This window comes from Bradyrhizobium tropiciagri, from assembly GCF_001189845.1.
GTDB classification, from domain to species: domain Bacteria; phylum Pseudomonadota; class Alphaproteobacteria; order Rhizobiales; family Xanthobacteraceae; genus Bradyrhizobium; species Bradyrhizobium tropiciagri.
In genome coordinates this window covers 30422-50684 of the sequence record NZ_LFLZ01000012.1, presented here as the reverse complement: position 1 = coordinate 50684, position 20263 = coordinate 30422, and the positions used below count along the sequence as shown (strand labels likewise).

Here is a 20263-nt window from a genome sequence, read left to right as displayed (position 1 = left end):
CTGCGCCCTCGCCCTTCTATGTGTATCCCGGCGCCAGCGCGAAGGTGCCGTTCTTGGCGGTCGAGGATTCCGACATCACGATTTCTTCGGTCAGATAGCCGTTATGCTCGGTCGGCGAGAAGCGGTAATTGCCGAAATAGCCGGGATAGGTCGACAGCGAATTCCAGTATTTGATGATGCCGGCGCTGTCGGTCGAGCCGCTTTCCGCGACCGCCTTGGCGATCAGCTCGATGCAATCGATGCCGCCGGCGACCCACCACAGCAGCGTGTCGTTCAGCGCGACATTGGCCTTGCTCAGCCGCGCGACCAGGTCCTCGCTCTTCGGCGGCAGCTTGCCGGCGCTGTCATAGCTGCAGCTCTTGTAGCCGATCGCATAGACCTTCTTCCAGTTCTCCGGCTTGGCGACCAGGCTCGCGAGCTCGCCCGACGCCATCGAGGGATGGCCGACGAAGGGAACGTCCCAGTTCATCGCGGCGCGGGTGTTGAACATGCGCGCCTCCATGCCGGTCGAGACGCTCCACACCACGATCGCCTCGGCGCCGGCGTTCTTGGCGCGCAGCATGTCCGGCGTCATGTCGGGCTGCGTGGCATCGACATTGGCCTGATAAACCACCTCGGCGCCGTCCTTCTTGAACGCCGCGACCGACGCCCCGACCGCGGTGACGCCATAGCCGGTGGTGTCGCCGATCACGGCGACCTTCTTCACCTTGAGGATCTTGAGGCAATAGTTGCGCACGGCGTCGTCCCACTGGTTGTTCGACGGCGCGATGCGGAACGCGTTGGGGTATTTGACCGGATCGATCAGGGTCTCGACGACGCAGGGGTGCAAATCGGGCATCTTGGCACGCGCCATGATCGGCGTCGTCGCCAGCGCCTCGCCCGAATTCAGCGGCCCCCAGATCGCGTGCACCTTGGCCTGGCTGATCAGCTCCTGCGTGGCGTTGACAGCCTTGGTCGGGTCGCCCTGGGTGTCGCGCATCACCAGCTCGATCCTGCGCCCCTTGACCCCGCCGGCACTGTTGATGGCATCGGCCGCGAAGTTGACGCCGCGGTTGAAGCCGACGGTCGGCGCGAGCTCGGGCCGGTGATCGCTGCGAGGCAGCCGATCTTGATCGGTTCCGATTGTGCGATCGCAGGGGCCGGGAAGGAGAATGATGCGGCGCCCAATGCACCGGCGCTGCCCAACAAGACGTCACGGCGTGACATGGCCATGTGATGCTCTCCCTGTTTCCCTCTCGGCGCCCGTCGTTTGTTGCGGGACGTCCGTTGATTGCTTGTCCGCGCGCTCAGCGGCCGCGGTTTGACGGGCGCAAGTTTGGGCTGGATGCGAAGCTCTTGTCCAGCCCCGCGGACGGCATTGCGCCTTGTTGAACTTTCATAGCCGCGGCCGCCGCGTCCAGTGCTCGGCATTGACGGCACCGACAGGCACCTTGCCGGCGACGATCTTCGCCACCTGGCGCACGGTCTCCGAGGATTGATGCTCGATCGCCTGCGGCGTCAGGCCGCCGACATGCGGCGTTGCGATCACATTGGGCAGCTTTGCGAGCTCCGGCGTCGGCATCTGGTCGGGCGCCCGGCCGACATCCATCGCCGCACCCGCGATGCGGCCGTCGCGCAGCGCTTCCGCCAGCGCCGCCTCGTCGACGAGATTGCCGCGCGACAGGTTGATGAAGAACGCATGCTTCTGCATCCGCGCCAATGCGGCCCGCCCGATCAGATTCTCGGTCTGTGCGTTGGCGATCGCGAGGCAGACGACGTAATCGGCGCGCGCCAGCAGGTCGTCGAGCGGCAGATGCGTGATCGCGGCGTCATCGACCGCCGCGAAGGGATCGGCGACCAGCACGTTCATGCCGAGCACCTTGGCGATCCCGGCCAGATAGCGCCCGATGCTGCCATAGCCGATGATGCCGACCGTGCTTCCCGCAAGCTGGCGGCCCATCACCACTTCGGGCGCATCGCCGGCGTGATACGCCGCAGTCGCGCGGGAAACGCCGCGCGACAGATCGACCATGAAGCCGAGCGCGAGCTCGGCCACCGACTGAATGAAGCCGGCGCTCGCCTGCGTCACCAGCACGCCCGCGGCGGACGCCGCGGCCACGTCGATGTTGCGGATATCGACCGCACAGCGCACGAAAGCGCGCAGTTTCGGCAGAAGCGGAAAGATGTCGCCGGGCCCCTGCGTCATGCGATCAGCAACGATGATGTCGACATCGGCCGCGGCCTCGACCAATGACGGGGCGTTGAGCGGCTCGTCCCCGTCGTGCAGCCTGACGTCGGCGACCGCGCGCAGGCCGCTCAGGCTACGCTCGCCGTAATAGTCGCGGCGCATCTGCGGGGTATGGGCGAGCAGCACTTTCATGAGTGTCTCCCCTAATAGCCGAGGGCATGCGGCAGCGCCGTGCTGATGGCCGGCACGAAGGCGATCACCAGCAGGCACAACAGCAGCAGGCCGAGATACCCCGCGATCGGCTTGATGGTCTGCTCGATCGGCACATTGCCGATCAGGCAGGCGCCGTAGAGGCCGAGACCAAGCGGCGGTGCGAACAAGCCGAGCCCCATCGCGATCACCAGCACGACGCCGAAATGCAGCGGATCGATGCCGAGCTTGACCGCGACCGGCAGCAGCAGCGGGCCGAAGATGATCAGCGCCGCGGCACCTTCCAGCACCGAGCCCATCACCACCAGCACCAGGATCGACAGCAGCATGAACAGCCAGACGCCATGGCTGCCCGATATCGCCAGCATGAGCTCACCGACCGCGTGCGGCACCTGCTGCAGCGTCAGGATGAAGGCGAGCGATTGCGCGGCGGCGACGATGAACAGCACCAGCCCGGAGCGAACGGCCGATTGCACGAAGCAGTGCGCGAGGCTCTTCACGCCGAGTTCGCGGAACAAGAGGCTGCCGACAGCGATCGCGTACACCGCGGCAAAGGCCGAGATCTCGGTTGCCGTTGCGAAGCCGCTCTTGAAGCCGAAGAAGATCATGAAGATCAGCCCGAACGAGGCGATCGCGCCGGTCCACAAGCCCGAGACCGCGGCGCGCGGCTCGGCTTCCTCGTTCGCGGCCGGACGCTTGCCGAACACGATCGACACCGCGATCAGGGCGAGCGCCATCAGCACGGCGGGCAGCATGCCGGCGACGAACAGGCCGCCGATCGAGAGATTGGCGACGAAGCCGAGGATGATCAGGTTGATGCAGGGCGGAATGGTTTCAGCCATCACCGCGGAGGCGGCGAGCAGCGCCACGGCGCCGCCCGGATTCTGCCGCGAGCGGCGTGCCGCCGGGATCAGCACCGAGCCGACGGCTGCGACGTCGGCCATCTTGGAGCCGGAGATGCCGGAGAACAGCACCATCGACATCACCATCACGACGTTGAGCCCGCCGCGCATCCGCCCGACCGCGCGCTGCAACAGTTCGATCAGCCGCACCGACATGCCGTTGGCTTCCATCAAATAGCCGACCAGGATGAAGAACGGGATCGCCAGCAACACGAAATTGTCGATGCCGCGCGCCATCTGCTGGGCGAAGATCACGCCGGGCAGCGTGCCCTCGACCCAGATGAAGATCAGCGCCGCGAGCGCCAGCGCAAAGCCGATCGGCAGCCCGCCGAACAGCGTGAGGAAGAAGCCGATCAGCATCAGCGTCTGCGACGACGGCACTGATGACTGCGCAAGTGCGTCCCAGGCCAGATAGAGACCGACGATGACAGTCGTCGTGATGATGCCGGCCACCATGTCGCGCAACGGCCGGCCACAGAACGTCTCGAACGCGAAGACCGTCATGAATGCCGCGCCGACGCCCATCGGATAGAACGTCCATTCCAGCGGCAGGCCGGAGCCCGAGGTCTGCCCGGTGGTCAGCCAGCCCATCTTGATCGCGTTGAACGCGACATAGGCGGCAATGACGGTGACGAGCAGCGCGCCGACCGAGTCGACGACCCGCCGCACGCCCGGCGGCAGCATGTCGACGAAGAAGGCGACGCCGAGATTCTCGCTGCGTGCGAGTGCGCTCGCGGCGCCGAAGAAGCTCGACCCGACCATCAGGCCGCGGGCGACGTCATCTGACCATTCGACCGGCGCATTGAACAGGAAGCGGGCCAGCACCGAGGTGCAGACCACCACGAGATCGGCGGCGAGCAGGATCGCGGCGATCGCGTCACTGATGGCGAGCAACGGCGCGGTGATCCGATCAGAGCTGCTTCTCGTCGCAATCGCGGCGACCGACATGCGCCGACCTCAGGCCTGGGTGGCGCGGATCAGATCGACGACGGCCTTGGCCTCGGGCCGTGCCTTGATGAAATTGTCGGTCTGCGGCAGCACGCGCTTGCGGAACGCCTCCTTGTCGCATTCGACCACCGTGACGCCCTTCTCCACCAGGCTCGCCAGCGCCTCCTTCTCCACCGCGAGCCCATGCGCGCGGGTGTCGGCCGCGGCGTCTTCGCCGCATCAAGGAAGCCTTCGCGCAGCTTGGGGGCCATGCGGTTGAAGGTGGTGTCACTGAAATAGACCGCGAGCGGCGAGAAGATATGCTGGGTCAGCGCGTAATGCTTGGCCGTCTCGTAGAACTTGCTGGCCAGGATGGTCGGCGGATCATGCTCGAGACCGTCCAGCACGCCGGCCTGCAGCGCCGTGTAAATCTCGCCGAACGCCAGCGGCGTCGCCGCCGCGCCCATCAGGCGCAGGCATTCGGTGATGATCGGGTTCGGCAGCGTGCGGATCTTCAGGCCGGCGAGATCTTCCGGCGTCTTCACCGGCTTCTTCGCCAGCACGCTGCGTGCGCCGAAATTATAGGCCCAGGCGATGATGTGGATGCCGGCGCCCTTGAGCAGCGCATCCTCGATCGGCTTCGCCGCGCCGGCGTCGAACGCCTTGGTCTGCTGCTGGTAACTGGTGAAGAGGTAGCCGAGGTCGAACGTGCCGACCAGCGGCACGAGGTTCGCCGAGATCGACGAGCCCGAGACCATCAGGTCGATCACCCCGAGCTTCACCGAGTTGATGACGTCGATCTCCTGGCCGAGCTGGTTGTCGGGAAAGAACGTGACCTCGATCTGCTCGCCGAGCCCGTTCGCCTTCAGGCTCTTGACCAAATTGTCGTAGTAGACGCGGCCGTTGGCGTATTTGGGGTCGTTCGGAAGCGACGACGAGCACCGCATCTTGATGGTCGCAGCTTGCGCGCGGCCGATGGTGGCGGGCGCGGCGACGAGCCACGCTGCGGCAGCGGCCGATGACCGCAATACAATACGGCGGCTCACGCGCATCGACGTCATGGTGGTGCTCCTCCCCAGGAACGGATCGTTGTTGTGGCTGCGACGCTGGCTGGCGCGAGCTTGGCAGACCATTTGTCATAATGTATGACAAATGAAATGCGGTTGTGCAAGAGCGCGGCTCGGCGGCGGCGCGGGCACCAACCCCAGCGAGGCATCCGATGTTCCAGACATTCAACGCGTTGCGCCGGAGCGTGCACAGCCAGGTCACCGACCGGGTCGCAGCAGCATCGTCCGCGGCGAGATCGGCGTCGGCGAGACGCTGCCGCCAGAGATGCAGATCTGCGAGATGATGGACGTCAGCCGCACGGTGGTGCGCGAGGCGATCCGTACCCTCACCGGCAAGGGCCTGATCGAGTCGCGGCCGAAGAGCGGCACACGGGTGCGGCCGCCCGAGCAATGGAATCAGCTCGATCCCGACGTGCTGCGCTGGCACCTGGAGACGGCGAAGATCGATCGCTATCTGGCAAAACTGTTCCAGCTGCGCTCCGCGGTCGAGCCCGCCGCCGCGGCGCTGGCGGCGACCCATGCCGGGGAAGACGACATCGCCCGCATCCGCGCCGGGTGCGACGGCATGGACACGGCCAAGACCAATGAGGACTTCGTCGCCGCCGACATCAAGTTCCACCAGGCAATCTATTTCGCGACCCGCAACGAGTTCTTCTGGCCGATCGCCCAGATGTTCGAGATCACCCTGCGCCAGAGCTTTACGATCGCCGCCCCCGGCTCGCACCGCCCGCGCGCGCTGCGCGAGCACCGCGCAGTGCTGGATGCGATCGCGGCCGGCGATGCGGAGGCCGCGCGCGAAGCGACGGTGTTGCTGTTGGCGCATTCCGCCGACGATCTGGTGCGGATTCGCGGCCGGGAATTCGAGACGCCGCCTGCGCCGGCTAGGCGCAAGCGGTGATGAGCGCACTTGTCTCTCCACATCGTCGTCCCGGCGAAGGCCGGGACCCATACGCCGCGGCGGATGTTGCAGGTGGGACTCGTCGTTCCAGCATCGCGCAACAAGCAGCATTTGGGGTTATGGGTCCCGGCCTTCGCCGGGACGACAGTGAGTATGTGGCGCGATCCTGAACGAGTTCGACGAGGCCATGCATCCCCGACGCGCCGAAGCTTTAGCGGAGGCGACGAGCCGGGCGAGGACGCAGCTTCGCATTCGACCGCGTCACAAGCTCGTCAGGCCCTGCCCTCGGAAAACTTCCGGCCGACCAGAACGTGGGCGCCTTCGGCCTCGATCCACTCATCGTGCAATTCGCCCTCGGCAACGGAAAATACCTGCCCGGAGCGATAGACGACGGGTTCGCCGGTTTGCCTGACAACGAAGGTTCCGGAGATCACCAGGCCGCGGATCTCGAAATGATGCCGGTGCCGTCCCTTGCCCGGGCGCGGATCAAGCTTCTGACGCTCGATTTCCTGGAAACCGTCGGCCCTTCAATTGCCTTTCGAAATCGTGCTCGTTCATGCCGCTCTCCCGTGGATCGGCCGCGCAATCCGCGAACGATAGCGCCATTTTCCGCGAGCTGGCAAACCTTGGCCGCATTTCGAGCGCCGCACCGTCGTGCCGCTCCCGCCAATGCGCCGGACACGGGCCTGTGACCATAGTTGAAGGCTTTAGCGACGAAACTTCTGGATTGTTGGCTGCGTAGACGCCAAGACAGAACGGTTATTCTGCGAAGGTCCCTTGATGCACGACGTCTCGATCCCGGCCGCCTTGATCGCCGGCCTAGTCAGCTTCCTGTCGCCCTGCGTGCTGCCGCTGGTGCCGCCCTATCTGATCTATTTGACCGGGGCGACCATCGAGCAGGTCAACCAGGACGGCGCCACCGCGGCCTCCAAGCGCGCGGTGATGACGGCGGCGCTGATGTTCGTGCTCGGCTTCTCCACCGTGTTCGTCGCGCTCGGCGCCAGCGCATCGTTCGTCGGCGGATTGGTGCGCGCCTGGTCGGCCGAGCTCTCGATCCTGGCCGGCATCGTCATCATCATCATGGGCCTGCACTTCCTCGGCATCACCCGGATCGGCCTGCTGATGCGCGAAGGGCGGCTCACCGCACCCAAGCCGGTCGGGCTGTGGGGCGCCTATGTCATGGGCCTCGCGTTCGCGTTCGGCTGGACGCCCTGCATCGGCCCGATCCTGGCTGCGATCCTCTCGATTGCGGCCGCGGAGGCCACGGTGACCAAGGGCGCCGGCCTGCTTGCGGTGTATTCCGCCGGGCTCGGCATCCCCTTCCTGCTCGCCGCCTTCATGGTCAAGCAATTCTCCTCGGTGTTCGCGCGGATGAAGCGCCATCTCGACACCGTCGAGCGCGTGATGGGCGTGCTGATGGTGGTCACCGGCATCGGCTTCCTGACCGGCGCGGTGTCTGGTGTCAGCGTCTGGCTGCTGGAGACCTTTCCGGCGCTGCAGAATATCGGCTAGAGCGCCGTTCCGATTGAATCGGAATGGCGCTCTAGTTTTTGTTCTGACGCGTTTTCTTCACGCGAACCGGTATCCACTTCGCTCGAAAACGCTTTAGGCTCTTCGCGCCGCACACGCGCGTCCGCTGGCTTTTGGCCACGCGATGGCCGACTATTCCGGTCCCTTCGCCGCCAGATGAGTCGGAGACCGATGGCCCAAACCCCCGCGACACGCGCCAGCTGGCCGATCTTCCGTTCGCTGGCCGGCTTTCAGCCGAGCAACCTGCCCGGGGATTTGATAGCAGGGCTGACCCTCGCCGCAATCGCGATCCCCGAGCAGATGGCGACCGCGCGGCTCGGCGGCTTCTCGCCGCAGATCGGCTTCTTCGCCTTCATGGCCGGCTCGCTCGGCTTTGCGATGCTCGGCGCCAACCGCTTCCTGTCCTGCGGAGCCGATTCGACGATCACGCCGATCTTCGCGGCCGGCCTGGCCCTGATGGCGACCGCGGGCTCGCCCGACTATCAATCGTTGGCGATGGCCCTGGCGCTGATGGTCGGCGCGATCATGATAGCCGGCGGCCTGTTCAAGCTCGGCTGGATCGCCAATCTGCTGTCGACGCCGGTCACGGTCGGTTTCCTCGCCGGCATTTCCGTCCACATCCTGGTCTCGCAATTGCCCGGCGTGCTCGGCCTGACCACGCCGGACGGGCCGACGCTCTACAAGCTCGGGGCCCTCGCCGAAAACATCGGCCAGACCAATGCCTATACGCTGGCGATCGGCCTCGGCGTGCTGGCGCTGGTGGCCGGATCGGAGAAGATCAGCGCGCGGATTCCGGGCGCACTGATCGGCCTTGTCGTGGCCACCATCGCTGTCATCGCCGGCCATCTCGAAAGCAAGGGCGTCAAGGTGGTCGGCATCGTGCCCGGGTCGCTGCCCAAGCCATCGCTTCCGGACATCGCGCCGGAGCGATGGATCAAATTGCTGTCGCTGGCGATCCTGATCGCCATCGTCGTCATGGTGCAGACCGCGGCGACGACGCGCTCGTTCCTGTCAGATCCGGACAAGCCGGCCGATGTCGATCGCGACTTCCTCGGCGCCGGTGCCGGCAGCCTGCTCGCCGGCCTGTTCGGCGCCTTCCCCGTCAATGCCAGTCCGCCGCGGACCGGCATCGTGTCCGAGACCGGCGGACGCACGCAGCTCTCGGGGCTGTTTGCTGCGGCCATCGTGCTCGCGCTGCTGGCGTTCGGCGCGACACTGCTGCAGCACGTGCCCGACGCGGCGCTCGGTGGCGTCCTGCTGTTCGTGGCGCTGCGCATCATTCGCGTGAAGCAGATCGTCCAGATCCTCCGCCAGTCGTTCTATGAATTCCTGCTGGTGGTGGCGACGGCAGCCGCGATCATTGTGCTGCCGATCGAGCAAGGCGTCGCCGTCGGCATCGCGTTGTCGCTGCTGCACGGCATCTGGACCACGACGCGGGGCCAGCTGGTGGAATTCGTCCATGTCCCCGGCACCACGATCTGGTGGCCGGCGGGCGCGCACGTCACCGGCGAGCGCAAGCCCGGCATTGCCGTCGTCGGTCTGCAGGCGCCGTTGTCGTTCCTCAACGCCGAAGACTTCCAAAGCGGCGTGCTCAAGGCCGTCGGAGCGTCGACACCCAAGCCGCAGCTACTGGTGATCGAGGCCAGCGGCATGATCGAGATCGATTTCACCGCAGCGCAGGCGCTGCGCGACCTGTTCCGCGAATGCCGCGGTGACGGCGTGACGGTGGCGGTGGCGCGGCTGGAGTCCACACGCGCACAGAACGCGTTCGAGCGCTTTAATCTCTACGATGTCCTGCCGCGGGACCACGTCTTCCGCAGTGTCGATGAAGCAGTCCGCACACTCGGCCAGGGCTAGAGACTGATGCGATCCGCAGTGCGTAGCCCGGATGAAGCGAAGCGTAATCCGGGACAGTTTATCAACACGCGATAGAGCCCCGGATTGCGCTGCGCTCCATCCGGGCTACGGGGACGAGCCCGTCCCGTTCAAGACGCCTCGTCCTCCAGCGTCGGATGCTCCTTCAGCACCTCCGCCTTGATCGAGCCGGCATGGATGGCACGGAACAGCGCCCGCCCGGTCTTGATGTTGTTGGCCTTCATGCAGAGACCGACGATCTCGCGCACCGCGGAATCGCGCACCAGCTCGTCGGAGATCTTCATCGCGGTCTCCATCGCGACCTTGGCGGCGCGCTCGTAGCGATCGCGCTCGATCTGCTGGTTCTTCGGTGATCGCTTGTCGGGCGAACCGACCGCCTCGGCGCAGCCGGCGGCATCGCGGCAGATCGCGCGGATCCTCTGCGCGGCCTCGATGTCGCCGAGCGGCTGCTCGACCGGATCGTCCCAGATATCCTTCCGCCTGGTCTTGTTGAACAACCACATCGCAACGTCCTGCGGCAGGAATGATCCGACTGGGCTAGAGCATTTTCGGTTCTGATTGGATCAGAACCGAAGCTCTAGATTCTTGTTTGACGCGTTTCTTCGCGCGAACCGGGGTCCACTTCGCTCGAAAACGCTCTAGACGGCAGGAACGATCTTTCCGGGATTGAAAATGTTCTGCGGATCGAGCGCCTGCTTCAGCGCCCGCATGGCGTCGAGCGCCTCGGGGCCGAGCTCGGCCTTCAGATATTTCTGCTTGCCCTGGCCGATGCCGTGCTCGCCGGTGCAGGTGCCGTCCATCGACTGCGCGCGCTCGACCAGGCGGTGCATGAACTCCTCGCCGCGCGCCATCTCCTCCTTGTCGTTGACGTCGCAGAGCAGCGAACAGTGGAAATTGCCGTCGCCGACATGGCCGACGATCGGCGACAGCAGATTGAGCCGCTTCAGATCCTCTTCGGTCTCGGTGACGCAGTCGGCCAGCCGCGAGATCGGCACGCAGACGTCGGTGGCGACGACGCCGATGCTGTCGCCGGGACGCAGCGCCTTGACCGACCAATAGGCGTCGTGCCGGGCCTGCCACAGCTTGGTGCGGTCTTCCGGCTTGGTGGTCCAGGTGAAGTCGCCGCCGCCGCATTCGGCGGCGATGTCGCGGAAATTCTTCGACTGCTCGGCGACCTCGACCTCGCTGCCGTGGAATTCGAGCAGCAGCAGCGGCGTCTCCGGCAGCGACAGCTTGGAATAGCTGTTGCACGCCTTCACCTGCGCGGCATTGAGCAGCTCGATCCGGGCGACCGGGATGCCGGTCTGGATCGCAAGGATGGTGGCCTGGCAGGCGCCGCGCACCGTCTCGAACGAACAGGCGGCGGCCGCGATCGTGTCGGGAATGCCGCGCAGACGGATGGTCAGCTCGGAAATGATGCCGAGCGTCCCCTCGGCGCCGACGAACAGATGCGTCAGGTCGTAGCCGGCCGACGACTTCTTGGCGCGTGTACCTGTCGTGATGATCTCGCCGTCGCCGCGCACCACCTTCAGCGCCAGCACGTTCTCGCGCATGGTGCCGTAGCGCACCGCATTGGTGCCGGAGGCGCGGGTCGAGGTCATGCCTCCGAGCGAGGCGTCGGCGCCGGGATCGATCGGGAAGAACAGGCCCTGGTCGCGCAGGTGCTCGTTCAGCGCCTTCCGCGTTACGCCGGGCTGGATCACACAGTCGAGGTCCTCGGCATGCACCTCCAGCACCTTGTTCATGTCGCGCAGGTCGATGCAGACGCCGCCTGCCGGCGCGTTGACCTGGCCTTCCAGTGAGGTTCCGGTGCCGAAGGCGATGACGGGCACGCGGTTGGCGGCGCAGATCCGCACCACGTCCTGGATGTCGGCGGTTTCCTGCGCCATCACGACCGCGTCCGGCGGCTGGGTCGGCAGCCACGTGGTGGTATGGGCGTGCTGCTCGCGCACCGCCTGCGATGTGACGAGCCGGTTGCCGAACCGCGCCGCCAGCGCGTCGATCGCGCTCTTCAGGGCCTGCGGCTCAGGTCGCGTCACATTGCTCGAAATCGTTGTCGCCACGTCAATTTTCCTCCCGGCTTTAGCCGACCGTGGCAAAGCTTGTATAAGGGGTCAAGAGAGCCTGACTTGAAAAAGTGGTCGCGGGAGTCACAGAAAAGTTCATGCTCGCACGCCAACGAACCGGGGATGGAAGATGACTTCAGTGACTGCCACGAACGAGATGCCGCTTCCACCAGCCCCGTTCAAATCGTCCGTGATGCAGATCGACCCGCAATGGATCGACTACAACGGCCACCTCAACATGGCCTACTACAATGTGATGTTCGACCGCGCGATCGACGAGATGTGGCTGCAGCTCGGCATCGGGCCCGCCTACATGAAGGAGCGGCACTGCTCGACCTTTACTGCCGAGTGCCACGTCCGCTACATCAGGGAAATTCACCTCGGCGATCCCGTGCAGGTCTCGGTGTTCCTGCTCGGCGCCGACGAGAAGCGGCTGCATACATTCGAGGAGCTGCGCCATGCCACCGAGGGCTGGTTGTCCGCGACCTCGGAGAACCTCACGCTGCACATCGACATGGAGGCGCGCAAGGTGGCGCCGTTTCCGCCTGACATCCGCGCCCGCACCCGCGCCATCGTGGAGAGCTATGCGGGCGTGCCGCGTCCCGAGGGCATCGGCCGCAACGTGGCGATGCCCTCGAAGAAGTAACATCGCGTTTTCAAGCGAAGTAGCCGCCGGTTCGCGTGAAGAAAACGCGCCAGAAGAAAGCCGCCTCGCTAGACTCGCGTGCGGCCGCGCGCCAATCCGACCACCGCCGTCACCAGGAACAGGATGATGGCGATGAAGAAGATCGCCTTGGCGATTTCGATCGAGGCACCGGCGATGCCGCCAAAGCCCAAAATGCCCGCGATCAGGGCGATGATCAGGAAAGTGACGACCCAGCTCAACATGATCCAACCTCTGCTTGGTTCCTCGCGCCGCCTCTCGCCCGGCGCCATGGCTTGAGGAAACAAACCAGCAGCGAAACGCTGGTTCCTGAGCCCGAAACCGCGAAATTTTCGCCGATTTCAGGAACCAAGCTCACGGTAGACTGCTGCCAAAACCGTTCCCGCCGCGCGGGACAAAACCTGTCAAAACAGCCGATCAGGCCCTATATGGCCTTCAATCCCTGTTAAGAAGGCTCCCCTTCACCGTCCCACGGTGCCATCGTGGGGCCGAGACGATTCGCCAATGACCGAGCCGAGCAAATTGCCCCATCACGGCGTTCCCGAGCACCAGCCCGCGGCTGGCGGCATCGCCGCGCGTGCGCGGGCGGCCGCCGGTCCGCAATATCTCAACGGCCTCAACCCCGAGCAACGCGAGGCGGTCGAGACGCTCGATGGTCCCGTGCTTGTGCTCGCTGGCGCCGGCACCGGCAAGACGCGTGTCTTGACCACGCGCATCGCGCATATCCTGAGCCAGGGCCGCGCGCGGCCGCAGGAAATCCTGTCGGTGACCTTCACCAACAAGGCGGCGCGCGAGATGAAGCTGCGGCTCGGCCAGATGCTCGGCCAGGCGGTCGAGGGCATGCCGTGGCTCGGCACCTTCCACTCGATCGGCGGTCGCATCCTGCGCATCCATGCCGAGCTGGTGCAGCTCAAATCCAACTTCACGGTGCTCGACGTCGACGATCAGGTCCGGCTTTTGAAGCAATTGCTGCAGGCCGAGAACATCGACGACAAGCGCTGGCCGGCGCGGATGCTGGCCGGGCTGATCGACAGCTGGAAGAACCGCGGCCTGTCGCCGTCGCAGGTGCCGGCGGGCGAAGCCGCCTCGTTCGGCAACGGCAAGGGCGGCAAGATCTACGCGACCTATCAGGAGCGGCTGAAGATCCTCAACGCCGCCGATTTCGGCGACCTGCTGCTCGAGAACATCAGGCTGTTCCGCGAAAATCCTGACGTGCTGCGGCAATACCAGAACCGCTTCAAGTTCATCCTGGTCGACGAATATCAGGACACCAACGTCGCGCAGTATCTGTGGCTGCGGCTCTTGTCGCAGGCGCCGTCGCGGCCGGGCCTGCCGCTCTCCGACGTCATTCCGGGGCCAATCGACTCTCACGTCATTCCGGGGCGCATCGAAGATGCGAACCCGGAATCCAGAGGTAAAGAGGACTCATCTCGAGATTCCGGGTTCGCACCTGGCGGTGCGCCCCGGAATGACGGTGAACCTCAGGCGCCGCTGAAAAACATCTGCTGCGTCGGCGACGACGACCAGTCGATCTATGGCTGGCGCGGGGCAGAGGTCGACAACATCCTGCGCTTCGAGCACGATTTCCCCGGCGCAAGGTAATCCGCCTCGAGCGCAATTACCGCTCCACCGGCCATATCCTGGCCGCGGCCTCGCACCTGATCGCGCACAATGAAGGCCGGCTCGGCAAGACGCTGCGCACCGAGGATGTCGACGGCGAGAAGGTCACCGTCACCGGCTCCTGGGACTCGGAAGAGGAAGCGCGCGCGATCGGCGAGGAGCTCGAGGAGTTGCAGCGCGCGGGCGAGAACCTCAACGACGTCGCCATCCTGGTCCGTGCCTCGTTCCAGATGCGCGAGTTCGAAGACCGTTTCGTCACGCTCGGCCTGCCCTACCGCGTGATCGGCGGCCCCCGGTTCTACGAACGCGCCGAAATCCGCGATGCGCTGGCGTACTTGCGCACCATCAATTCGCCGGCCGACGATCTCGCCTTCGAGCGCATCGTCAACGTGCCCAAACGGGGGCTCGGCGATGCCACCGTGCAGCTGTTGCACGACCATGCCCGCAAGCGCCGCATTCCGCTGTTCGAGGCGGCGCGCGCCGTGGTCGAGACCGACGAATTGAAGCCGAAGGCGCGCGGGAGTTTGCGCGATCTCGTGATGCAGTTCGACCGCTGGCGCGCCCAGCGCGAGGTCACGTCTCACACCGAGCTCGCCGAGATCGTGCTCGACGAGAGCGGCTACACCGAGATGTGGCAGAAGGACCGCTCGGCCGACGCCGCGGGCCGGCTCGACAATCTCAAGGAACTGGTGCGGTCGATGGAGGAATTCGAGAACCTGCAAGGGTTTCTCGAACATATCTCGCTGGTGATGGACCGCGACGGCGAGGCCGGCGACGAGGCCGTGTCGCTGATGACGCTGCATTCGGCCAAGGGCCTCGAATTCGACAACGTGTTCCTGCCGGGCTGGGAGGAAGGCCTGTTTCCGAGCCAGCGCACGCTGGACGAACAGGGCCGCGCCGGGCTCGAGGAGGAGCGCCGCCTCGCCCATGTCGGGCTGACCCGCGCCCGCCGCCGCGCCAAGATCTACTTCGCGACCAACCGCCGCATCCATGGCACCTGGTCGACCACGATTCCGTCGCGCTTCCTCGACGAGCTGCCGGCACACAATGTCGAGATCACCGAATCCAAGGGCGGATCGGGCTGGGGCGGCAGCGGCGGCTACGGCGCCTCGCGCTTCGACAACCTCGAATCATTCGGCTCGAGCTATTCGACCCCGGGCTGGCAGCGCGCCCAGGCCAACCGCACTCGCGGTGGCGGGGGCCGTAGCGGCGGCAGCGGCTTCGAGGAGCGGCAATCCTCGTTTTCCTCCGAAGGCTTCGGTCGCACCAAGCGCGGTCCGATGGTGATCGAGGGCGAGCTGGTGGCGAAGTCCACGGGCATGACGTCGGAATTTTCGCTGGACGATCGGGTGTTTCACCAGAAATTCGGCTACGGCCATGTGGTGAAGATCGACGGCAACAAGCTGACCATCGCGTTCGAAAAGGCCGGCGAGAAGAAGGTGGTCGACAGCTTTGTGGAGCGGGCGTGACAGAACAGCCTTCTCTGTTCGTAGCCCTTGACCCCAGTTGAATTCATGGGTTGAGATGGCTCCATGGTCCGGGGTGGGTTTTTCCTTTTTGTCGTCGCGCTCACTGCGCCGTCGCTGGCGGTCGCGGAGACGATCAGCTTTGGCGATTCGGCAGCCGCACTCGCCAAGGCCTGCGGCGCCGACATCACCGCCAACTGCCGCGGCGTCAACCTCGACTCCAACCGCCTCAAGGAATGCCTGTCGCGCAACCGCGACGTGATCTCGCCGCAGTGCAAGGAGAGCTACTTCTCCACCCTCGATGCGATCCAGAAGCGGATCGCGGCGCGCGTGACGGTTGCCAACGCCTGCACCCGCGAGATCGTCAAGGTTTGCGGCGGCTCGACCAAGGAGACCAGCAAATCGGTGCCCTGCCTCGTCGGCGCCAAGGGCCTCAGCCGCAATTGCGCCCAGGCGATCAATGACGCGGGGTATCAATGATGCGCCGAGGCTTGCGCGATCTCGGCCTGCTGGGCACGCTGGTCTTGCTGGCGATGCCGCTCGCGCCGGCGCATGCGCAGACCGCCATCACGCGCGATGACGTCATCGCCAAGTTGAACCATTTCGAGACGGCTGCCGAGATCGACGTCCCGGCGTTGCGCCAGCAGGTTGCCGAACGATCGAAGTCGCGCTCGAAGAACGAGCCGCCGCCCTCGAAGCGGCCGCCGATCGCGCCCGACCTGAACAACCTGCCGGCGTTCAATGCCGACATCGCGTTCGACGTCGACACGCCGATCGTGCTGCCGGACTCCTACCAGACCGTCGGGCGCATCGCCGATGCGCTGACGCACTCCTCGCTGCTGCCGTACACCTTCCTGATCGTCGGTCACATCGAATCGACCGGCCGGCGCGAGAACAACGTGATCCTGAGCCAGCGGCGGGCCGACGCGATCCGTGACATCCTGGTCAACACCTTCAAGATTGCGCCCAAGCGCCTGCAATCGGTCGGGCTCGGCGAAGAGCAGTTGCTCGACCCCGCCCGTCCCAACGCGCCGGTCAACAACCAGGTGCAGATCCTGCTGGTCGCGAAGGTCGCCGACGAGCCGCCCGCACACCCCGCACCGGCGGCGGCCGCGAAGAAGCCGGCAAAACCGGCGAAGCGGCATTAGCGCGGCCTTTCCGCCACACCGCAGAACGAATTTTCTGCCCCTGCGGGTGATTGCAGAACGGAATATGCGTTCTTATCTGGGCTGAACCCGCATCACGCCCTCGCCCGGGCTCCAATCCGCGCGCGCCCTTCCCTCACGCTTCCGATCCCCGATGTCGCCGATCATTTCCGTATCCAATCTTTCAAAGACCTATGGCTCCGGCTTCAAGGCGCTGAAGGACATCAATCTCGATATCGTCAAGGGCGAGATTTTCGCGCTGCTCGGACCGAACGGCGCCGGCAAGACCACGCTGATCAGCATTATCTGCGGCATCGCCAATCCGACCGAGGGCCGCATTTCGATCGGCGGACACGACATCATCAGGGATTATCGCGCGGCGCGGTCGATGATCGGGCTGGTTCCGCAGGAACTGCACACCGACGCGTTCGAGTCGGTCTGGGCGACCGTCAGCTTCAGCCGCGGCCTGTTCGGCAAGCCAAAGAACCCCGACCACATCGAGAAGGTGCTGAAGGACCTGTCGCTGTGGGACAAGAAGGACAACAAGATCATCACCCTCTCAGGCGGCATGAAGCGCCGCGTGATGATCGCGAAAGCGCTGTCGCACGAGCCGCAGATCCTGTTCCTCGACGAACCCACCGCCGGCGTTGACGTCGAATTGCGCAAGGGCATGTGGGAAGTGGTCCGCACGCTTCAGCAATCCGGCGTCACCATCATCCTGACCACGCACTACATCGAGGAAGCCGAGGAGATGGCCGACCGCATCGGCGTCATCAACAAGGGCGAGATCATCCTGATCGAGGACAAGGCGACCTTGATGCAGAAGCTCGGCAAGAAGCAGCTGACGCTGCAATTGCAGAACAGGCTCGATGCCGTTCCGCCTGCGCTTGCCGCCTACAGCCTCGAACTATCCGACGACGGCCATGCGGTGACCTACGACTACGACACCAAGGGCGATCGCACCGGGATCACCAGCCTGCTCAACGATCTGCGCAATGCCGGCATCCGCATTTCCGATCTCGATACCAGGCAATCCTCGCTTGAGGACATCTTCGTCAGCCTGGTGCGGCAAGTTTGAAGTTCCTATCAGTTTTGCCGCACCCTCTTCATAGGAACTTCAAACTCCAATGCCGCACCAGAATCATCAATTTTCTAACGCTCCCTTGATTTCGAAGTTCGCATCGGGGGCTCCGCGAATGTATGCGAACTTCGAAATCAGAGCGCTAGTGAGGGCGCCATGAACTACCGCGCAATCCAGGCCATCTATCTGTTCGAAATGGCGCGCACCTGGCGCACGCTGCTGCAGAGCATCGTCTCGCCCGTCGTCTCGACCTCGCTGTATTTCGTGGTGTTCGGCGCCGCGATCGGCTCACGCATCACCGAGGTCGAAGGCGTCAGCTACGGCACCTTCATCGTGCCGGGCCTCGTGATGCTGTCGGTCTTGACCCAGAGCATCTCCAACGCCTCGTTCGGCATCTACTTCCCGAAATTCGCCGGCACGATCTACGAGATCCTGTCGGCGCCGATCTCCTATTTCGAGATCGTCATCGGCTATGTCGGCGCCGCCGCCACCAAGTCAATCATCCTCGGCCTGATCATCCTGGCGACCGCCGGACTTTTTGTGCCGCTGCACATCCAGCATCCGGTGTGGATGCTGACCTTCCTGGTGCTGACGGCGGTCACCTTCAGCCTGTTCGGCTTCATCATCGGCATCTGGGCCGACGGCTTCGAGAAGCTGCAGATGATCCCGATGCTGGTGGTGACGCCGCTCACCTTCCTCGGCGGCAGCTTCTACTCGGTGAACATGCTGCCGTCGGGCTGGCGCACCATCACGCTGTTCAATCCGGTGGTCTATCTGATCTCCGGCTTCCGCTGGAGCTTCTACGAGATCGCCGACGTCAGCGTCGGGCTCAGCCTCGGCATGACCGCGGCCTTTCTGGTCGCCTGCATGGTGATCGTGGCCTGGATCTTCCGGACGGGATATCGGCTGAAGAACTGAATAGGCTTCAGTAGCCCGGATGGAGCGAAGCGCAATCCGGGACCTTTATCGCCAGGCCTGCAGAACCCGGATTTCGCTTCGCTCCATCCGGGCTACAGGCTCCCAACAATCAATAGCAATGGAAATGGCCGTGGCGATAATAGCCGCGGCAGCGGTGGCCACGGCGGTAGCCGCGATCCGGGATGCCGAACACGCCTTTGACCGCACCCATGGCGCCACCGACCCCGGCGCCGACGGCACCGCCAACGACGCCGCCCACTGGACCGGCGACCCGGTTGCCCTCATAGGCACCTTCATGGGCCCCGCGGACGATGCCTTGGGCATGGCCGGCATGGGGGACTGCGACCAGCGCCAAAGCGAGGGCTGCGGCCGCAAGCAGGAGCCGTGCAGAGAGGCCGGCGGGAGCGACGGCCGCGGTCTTAACCTTGGTGTTGTTCATCTGGATTCCTTGATGCGCGACGCGAACGCGCCGCTGGGCGGGATTGTGAAACGCTCATGCGGCCAAATAGTTGCGCGTCGGCGACCAATTGGGGGCCGTGGTCGCGGCTGCTCGCGAAAATGTCAGCCTGTCGTGACGGGCAGGCCTGCCTTCGGCCTTGTTTGCGCCGCGCGCGGGATTAACGATGCACCGGACCGTCACTGGAACCAAATTCGGATTCCATGCATATTGGTTGCCGGGGACGGAGAGCCGCGGCTTTGCGATCAGGCCTGGAGGCCAAAGGTAAAATGCGTTCGTTCCTCATTGCATTCGTTTCCGCGATGCTTTTCACGGCCGGCGCCGCGCAGGCCAAGGTCGATATCACCATCGACAAGGACAACCAGCAGATGACCGTCGCGGTCGACGGCGTCGCGCGCTATCACTGGCCGGTCTCGACCGGGATCCCGTCGCGCGAAACGCCGAACGGCAGCTTCCGCGCCTTCCGGATGGAAGAGGATCACTACTCCAAGGAATTCGACGACGCGCCGATGCCGCATTCGATCTTCTTCACCAAGATCGGGCACGCGATTCATGGCACCGACTCGGTGAACCGCTTGGGCACGCCGGCCTCGCATGGTTGCGTGCGGCTGTCGCGCGACAACGCAACGACGCTCTACGCGCTGGTCCAGAAGGAAGGCGTGCTCAACACCACCGTGACGTTGACCGGTTCGTCCCAGGTCGCGCTGGCGCGCAATCCGCGCGGGCGCAACGGCACCGCTGTCGCCCGCTCGGCGCCACAGCAATATGACGGGCAGTATGGCACCGCCGCCGCCGGCGACCCTGTCGTCCTGACACCGCAGCCGCGCGAATATCCGGCGCAGGCCCGCGCCGACGATGGCTACATCTATCCGGCCGACGGCAGCTCCACCGCGCAGCGCTACCCGGCGCCGCCGTCAAGCCGCCGCGTCTACGACGCGCAGGCCTATGGCCAGCAGCAATACTACGGCAACCAGGGCTACGCGGCGGCGCCGCAAGGCTATTACCAGCCGCGGCCGTATTACCCGCGGCAGCGCGACTTCTACGGCAGCAACTATCAGGACTGAGACGCGCGCCTGAGCCGCCGGCGGCGGCGCCATCGCGCGCCGCCAGGTCCCGAAGCCTCCTCACCCGCTTGTGACCGCCTCGAAGGGCACGCGACGTCCTGCGCCGTGGCCCGTCGTCGCGCTGTCATCTGATTGTAAAATTAGCCCGATATTCGGCGGCAATAGCGCCCGCCTTGGCCTCGGACGGCCGATTCAAGCGGAATGCC

17 protein-coding genes and 2 pseudogenes are annotated in these 20263 nt (G+C 65.0%); 11 read left to right on the top strand and 8 right to left on the bottom strand.

Features of this window, described 5'->3' with window-relative positions:
* Positions 1–16: 16 nt before the first annotated feature.
* The 4 genes and pseudogenes from AKN84_RS12570 to AKN84_RS12555 all read right to left on the bottom strand — a co-directional run bounded on the left by AKN84_RS12570 (position 17) and on the right by AKN84_RS12555 (position 5267).
* Positions 17–1024 carry an ABC transporter substrate-binding protein gene (locus tag AKN84_RS12570; protein ID WP_244485072.1) on the bottom strand — a complete coding sequence of 336 codons (1008 nt, stop codon included), beginning with the start codon at positions 1022–1024 and terminating at the stop codon, positions 17–19.
* Positions 1025–1375: 351 nt separating this feature from the next.
* A complete protein-coding gene (locus AKN84_RS12565; RefSeq protein ID WP_050421025.1) occupies positions 1376–2359 on the bottom strand; it encodes a hydroxyacid dehydrogenase in 984 nt (327 codons plus the stop codon).
* Between the two features lie 11 nt (positions 2360–2370).
* Positions 2371–4227, bottom strand: a complete 1857-nt coding sequence (locus tag AKN84_RS12560; RefSeq protein WP_050421024.1) for a TRAP transporter large permease — start codon at positions 4225–4227, stop codon at positions 2371–2373.
* Between the two features lie 9 nt (positions 4228–4236).
* Positions 4237–5267, bottom strand: a pseudogene (locus tag AKN84_RS12555) (TRAP transporter substrate-binding protein).
* 91 nt (positions 5268–5358) lie between these two features.
* Between AKN84_RS12555 and AKN84_RS12550 the strand changes: the two are divergent.
* The 4 genes from AKN84_RS12550 to AKN84_RS12540 all read left to right on the top strand — a co-directional run bounded on the left by AKN84_RS12550 (position 5359) and on the right by AKN84_RS12540 (position 9558).
* Positions 5359–6171, top strand: a complete 813-nt coding sequence (locus AKN84_RS12550; RefSeq protein WP_244485059.1) for a FadR/GntR family transcriptional regulator — start codon at positions 5359–5361, stop codon at positions 6169–6171.
* Between the two features lie 311 nt (positions 6172–6482).
* Positions 6483–6863, top strand: a complete 381-nt coding sequence (locus AKN84_RS45125) for a hypothetical protein (RefSeq protein ID WP_128970711.1) — start codon at positions 6483–6485, stop codon at positions 6861–6863.
* Between the two features lie 88 nt (positions 6864–6951).
* The gene (locus AKN84_RS12545) at positions 6952–7683 is read left to right on the top strand and encodes a cytochrome c biogenesis CcdA family protein (RefSeq protein ID WP_128970710.1); all 732 of its coding nucleotides are present in this window, start codon (positions 6952–6954) and stop codon (positions 7681–7683) included.
* Positions 7684–7872: 189 nt separating this feature from the next.
* Complete coding sequence (locus AKN84_RS12540; RefSeq protein WP_050421022.1) at positions 7873–9558, top strand: SulP family inorganic anion transporter; 1686 nt, start codon at positions 7873–7875, stop codon at positions 9556–9558.
* A gap of 128 nt (positions 9559–9686) precedes the next feature.
* Here AKN84_RS12540 and AKN84_RS12535 read toward each other — a convergent pair whose 3' ends face one another.
* Positions 9687–10079 carry a hypothetical protein gene (locus AKN84_RS12535; RefSeq protein WP_050421021.1) on the bottom strand — a complete coding sequence of 131 codons (393 nt, stop codon included), beginning with the start codon at positions 10077–10079 and terminating at the stop codon, positions 9687–9689.
* Positions 10080–10214: 135 nt separating this feature from the next.
* On the bottom strand, positions 10215–11639 hold the full coding sequence (locus AKN84_RS12530) for an FAD-binding oxidoreductase (protein WP_050421020.1): 1425 nt from the start codon (positions 11637–11639) through the stop codon (positions 10215–10217).
* A 160-nt stretch (positions 11640–11799) separates the two neighbouring features.
* Between AKN84_RS12530 and AKN84_RS12525 the strand changes: the two genes are divergently transcribed.
* On the top strand, positions 11800–12288 hold the full coding sequence (locus tag AKN84_RS12525; RefSeq protein ID WP_050421121.1) for a thioesterase family protein: 489 nt from the start codon (positions 11800–11802) through the stop codon (positions 12286–12288).
* A gap of 68 nt (positions 12289–12356) precedes the next feature.
* Here the strand turns inward: AKN84_RS12525 and AKN84_RS12520 are convergent, their stop codons facing one another.
* Complete coding sequence (locus tag AKN84_RS12520) at positions 12357–12530, bottom strand: DUF1328 domain-containing protein (protein ID WP_128970709.1); 174 nt, start codon at positions 12528–12530, stop codon at positions 12357–12359.
* Between the two features lie 280 nt (positions 12531–12810).
* Between AKN84_RS12520 and AKN84_RS12515 the strand changes: the two are divergent.
* The 5 genes and pseudogenes from AKN84_RS12515 (at position 12811) to AKN84_RS12495 (ending at position 18536) form a co-directional block, all read left to right on the top strand.
* A pseudogene (locus tag AKN84_RS12515) lies at positions 12811–15395 on the top strand (ATP-dependent helicase).
* A 63-nt stretch (positions 15396–15458) separates the two neighbouring features.
* On the top strand, positions 15459–15872 hold the full coding sequence (locus AKN84_RS12510; RefSeq protein WP_050421018.1) for a hypothetical protein: 414 nt from the start codon (positions 15459–15461) through the stop codon (positions 15870–15872).
* The gene (locus AKN84_RS12505; protein ID WP_050421017.1) at positions 15869–16540 is read left to right on the top strand and encodes an OmpA family protein; all 672 of its coding nucleotides are present in this window, start codon (positions 15869–15871) and stop codon (positions 16538–16540) included. Before AKN84_RS12510 ends, AKN84_RS12505 begins: the two co-directional genes overlap by 4 nt.
* A 151-nt stretch (positions 16541–16691) precedes the next feature.
* Entirely contained in the window at positions 16692–17615 is a 924-nt protein-coding gene (locus AKN84_RS12500) for an ABC transporter ATP-binding protein (protein ID WP_050421016.1), read from the top strand.
* Positions 17616–17774: 159 nt separating this feature from the next.
* A complete protein-coding gene (locus AKN84_RS12495) occupies positions 17775–18536 on the top strand; it encodes an ABC transporter permease (protein WP_050421015.1) in 762 nt (253 codons plus the stop codon).
* A gap of 109 nt (positions 18537–18645) precedes the next feature.
* Here the strand turns inward: AKN84_RS12495 and AKN84_RS12490 are convergent, their stop codons facing one another.
* Entirely contained in the window at positions 18646–18975 is a 330-nt protein-coding gene (locus tag AKN84_RS12490) for a hypothetical protein (RefSeq protein WP_050421014.1), read from the bottom strand.
* A 287-nt stretch (positions 18976–19262) separates the two neighbouring features.
* On the opposite strand from AKN84_RS12490, the gene AKN84_RS12485 reads away from it, so the two are divergent.
* Positions 19263–20057 carry a L,D-transpeptidase gene (locus AKN84_RS12485; protein WP_050421013.1) on the top strand — a complete coding sequence of 265 codons (795 nt, stop codon included), beginning with the start codon at positions 19263–19265 and terminating at the stop codon, positions 20055–20057.
* The last annotated feature ends 206 nt before the right edge of the window (positions 20058–20263 follow it).

Excerpts from the sequence above, each read along its gene's own strand:
- AKN84_RS12560 (WP_050421024.1), bottom strand. The coding sequence starts at position 4,227 with ATGTCGGTCGCCGCGATTGCGACGAGAAGCAGCTCTGATCGGATCACC.
- AKN84_RS12490 (WP_050421014.1), bottom strand. The coding sequence starts at position 18,975 with ATGAACAACACCAAGGTTAAGACCGCGGCCGTCGCTCCCGCCGGCCTC.
- AKN84_RS12520 (WP_128970709.1), bottom strand. The coding sequence starts at position 12,530 with ATGTTGAGCTGGGTCGTCACTTTCCTGATCATCGCCCTGATCGCGGGC.
- AKN84_RS12565 (WP_050421025.1), bottom strand. The coding sequence starts at position 2,359 with ATGAAAGTGCTGCTCGCCCATACCCCGCAGATGCGCCGCGACTATTAC.
- AKN84_RS12495 (WP_050421015.1), top strand. The coding sequence starts at position 17,775 with ATGAACTACCGCGCAATCCAGGCCATCTATCTGTTCGAAATGGCGCGC.
- AKN84_RS12510 (WP_050421018.1), top strand. The coding sequence starts at position 15,459 with ATGGTCCGGGGTGGGTTTTTCCTTTTTGTCGTCGCGCTCACTGCGCCG.
- AKN84_RS12535 (WP_050421021.1), bottom strand. The coding sequence starts at position 10,079 with ATGTGGTTGTTCAACAAGACCAGGCGGAAGGATATCTGGGACGATCCG.
- AKN84_RS12550 (WP_244485059.1), top strand. The coding sequence starts at position 5,359 with ATGAAATGCGGTTGTGCAAGAGCGCGGCTCGGCGGCGGCGCGGGCACC.
- AKN84_RS12525 (WP_050421121.1), top strand. The coding sequence starts at position 11,800 with ATGCCGCTTCCACCAGCCCCGTTCAAATCGTCCGTGATGCAGATCGAC.
- AKN84_RS12505 (WP_050421017.1), top strand. The coding sequence starts at position 15,869 with ATGATGCGCCGAGGCTTGCGCGATCTCGGCCTGCTGGGCACGCTGGTC.
- AKN84_RS12545 (WP_128970710.1), top strand. The coding sequence starts at position 6,952 with ATGCACGACGTCTCGATCCCGGCCGCCTTGATCGCCGGCCTAGTCAGC.
- AKN84_RS12500 (WP_050421016.1), top strand. The coding sequence starts at position 16,692 with ATGTCGCCGATCATTTCCGTATCCAATCTTTCAAAGACCTATGGCTCC.
- AKN84_RS12540 (WP_050421022.1), top strand. The coding sequence starts at position 7,873 with ATGGCCCAAACCCCCGCGACACGCGCCAGCTGGCCGATCTTCCGTTCG.
- AKN84_RS12485 (WP_050421013.1), top strand. The coding sequence starts at position 19,263 with ATGCGTTCGTTCCTCATTGCATTCGTTTCCGCGATGCTTTTCACGGCC.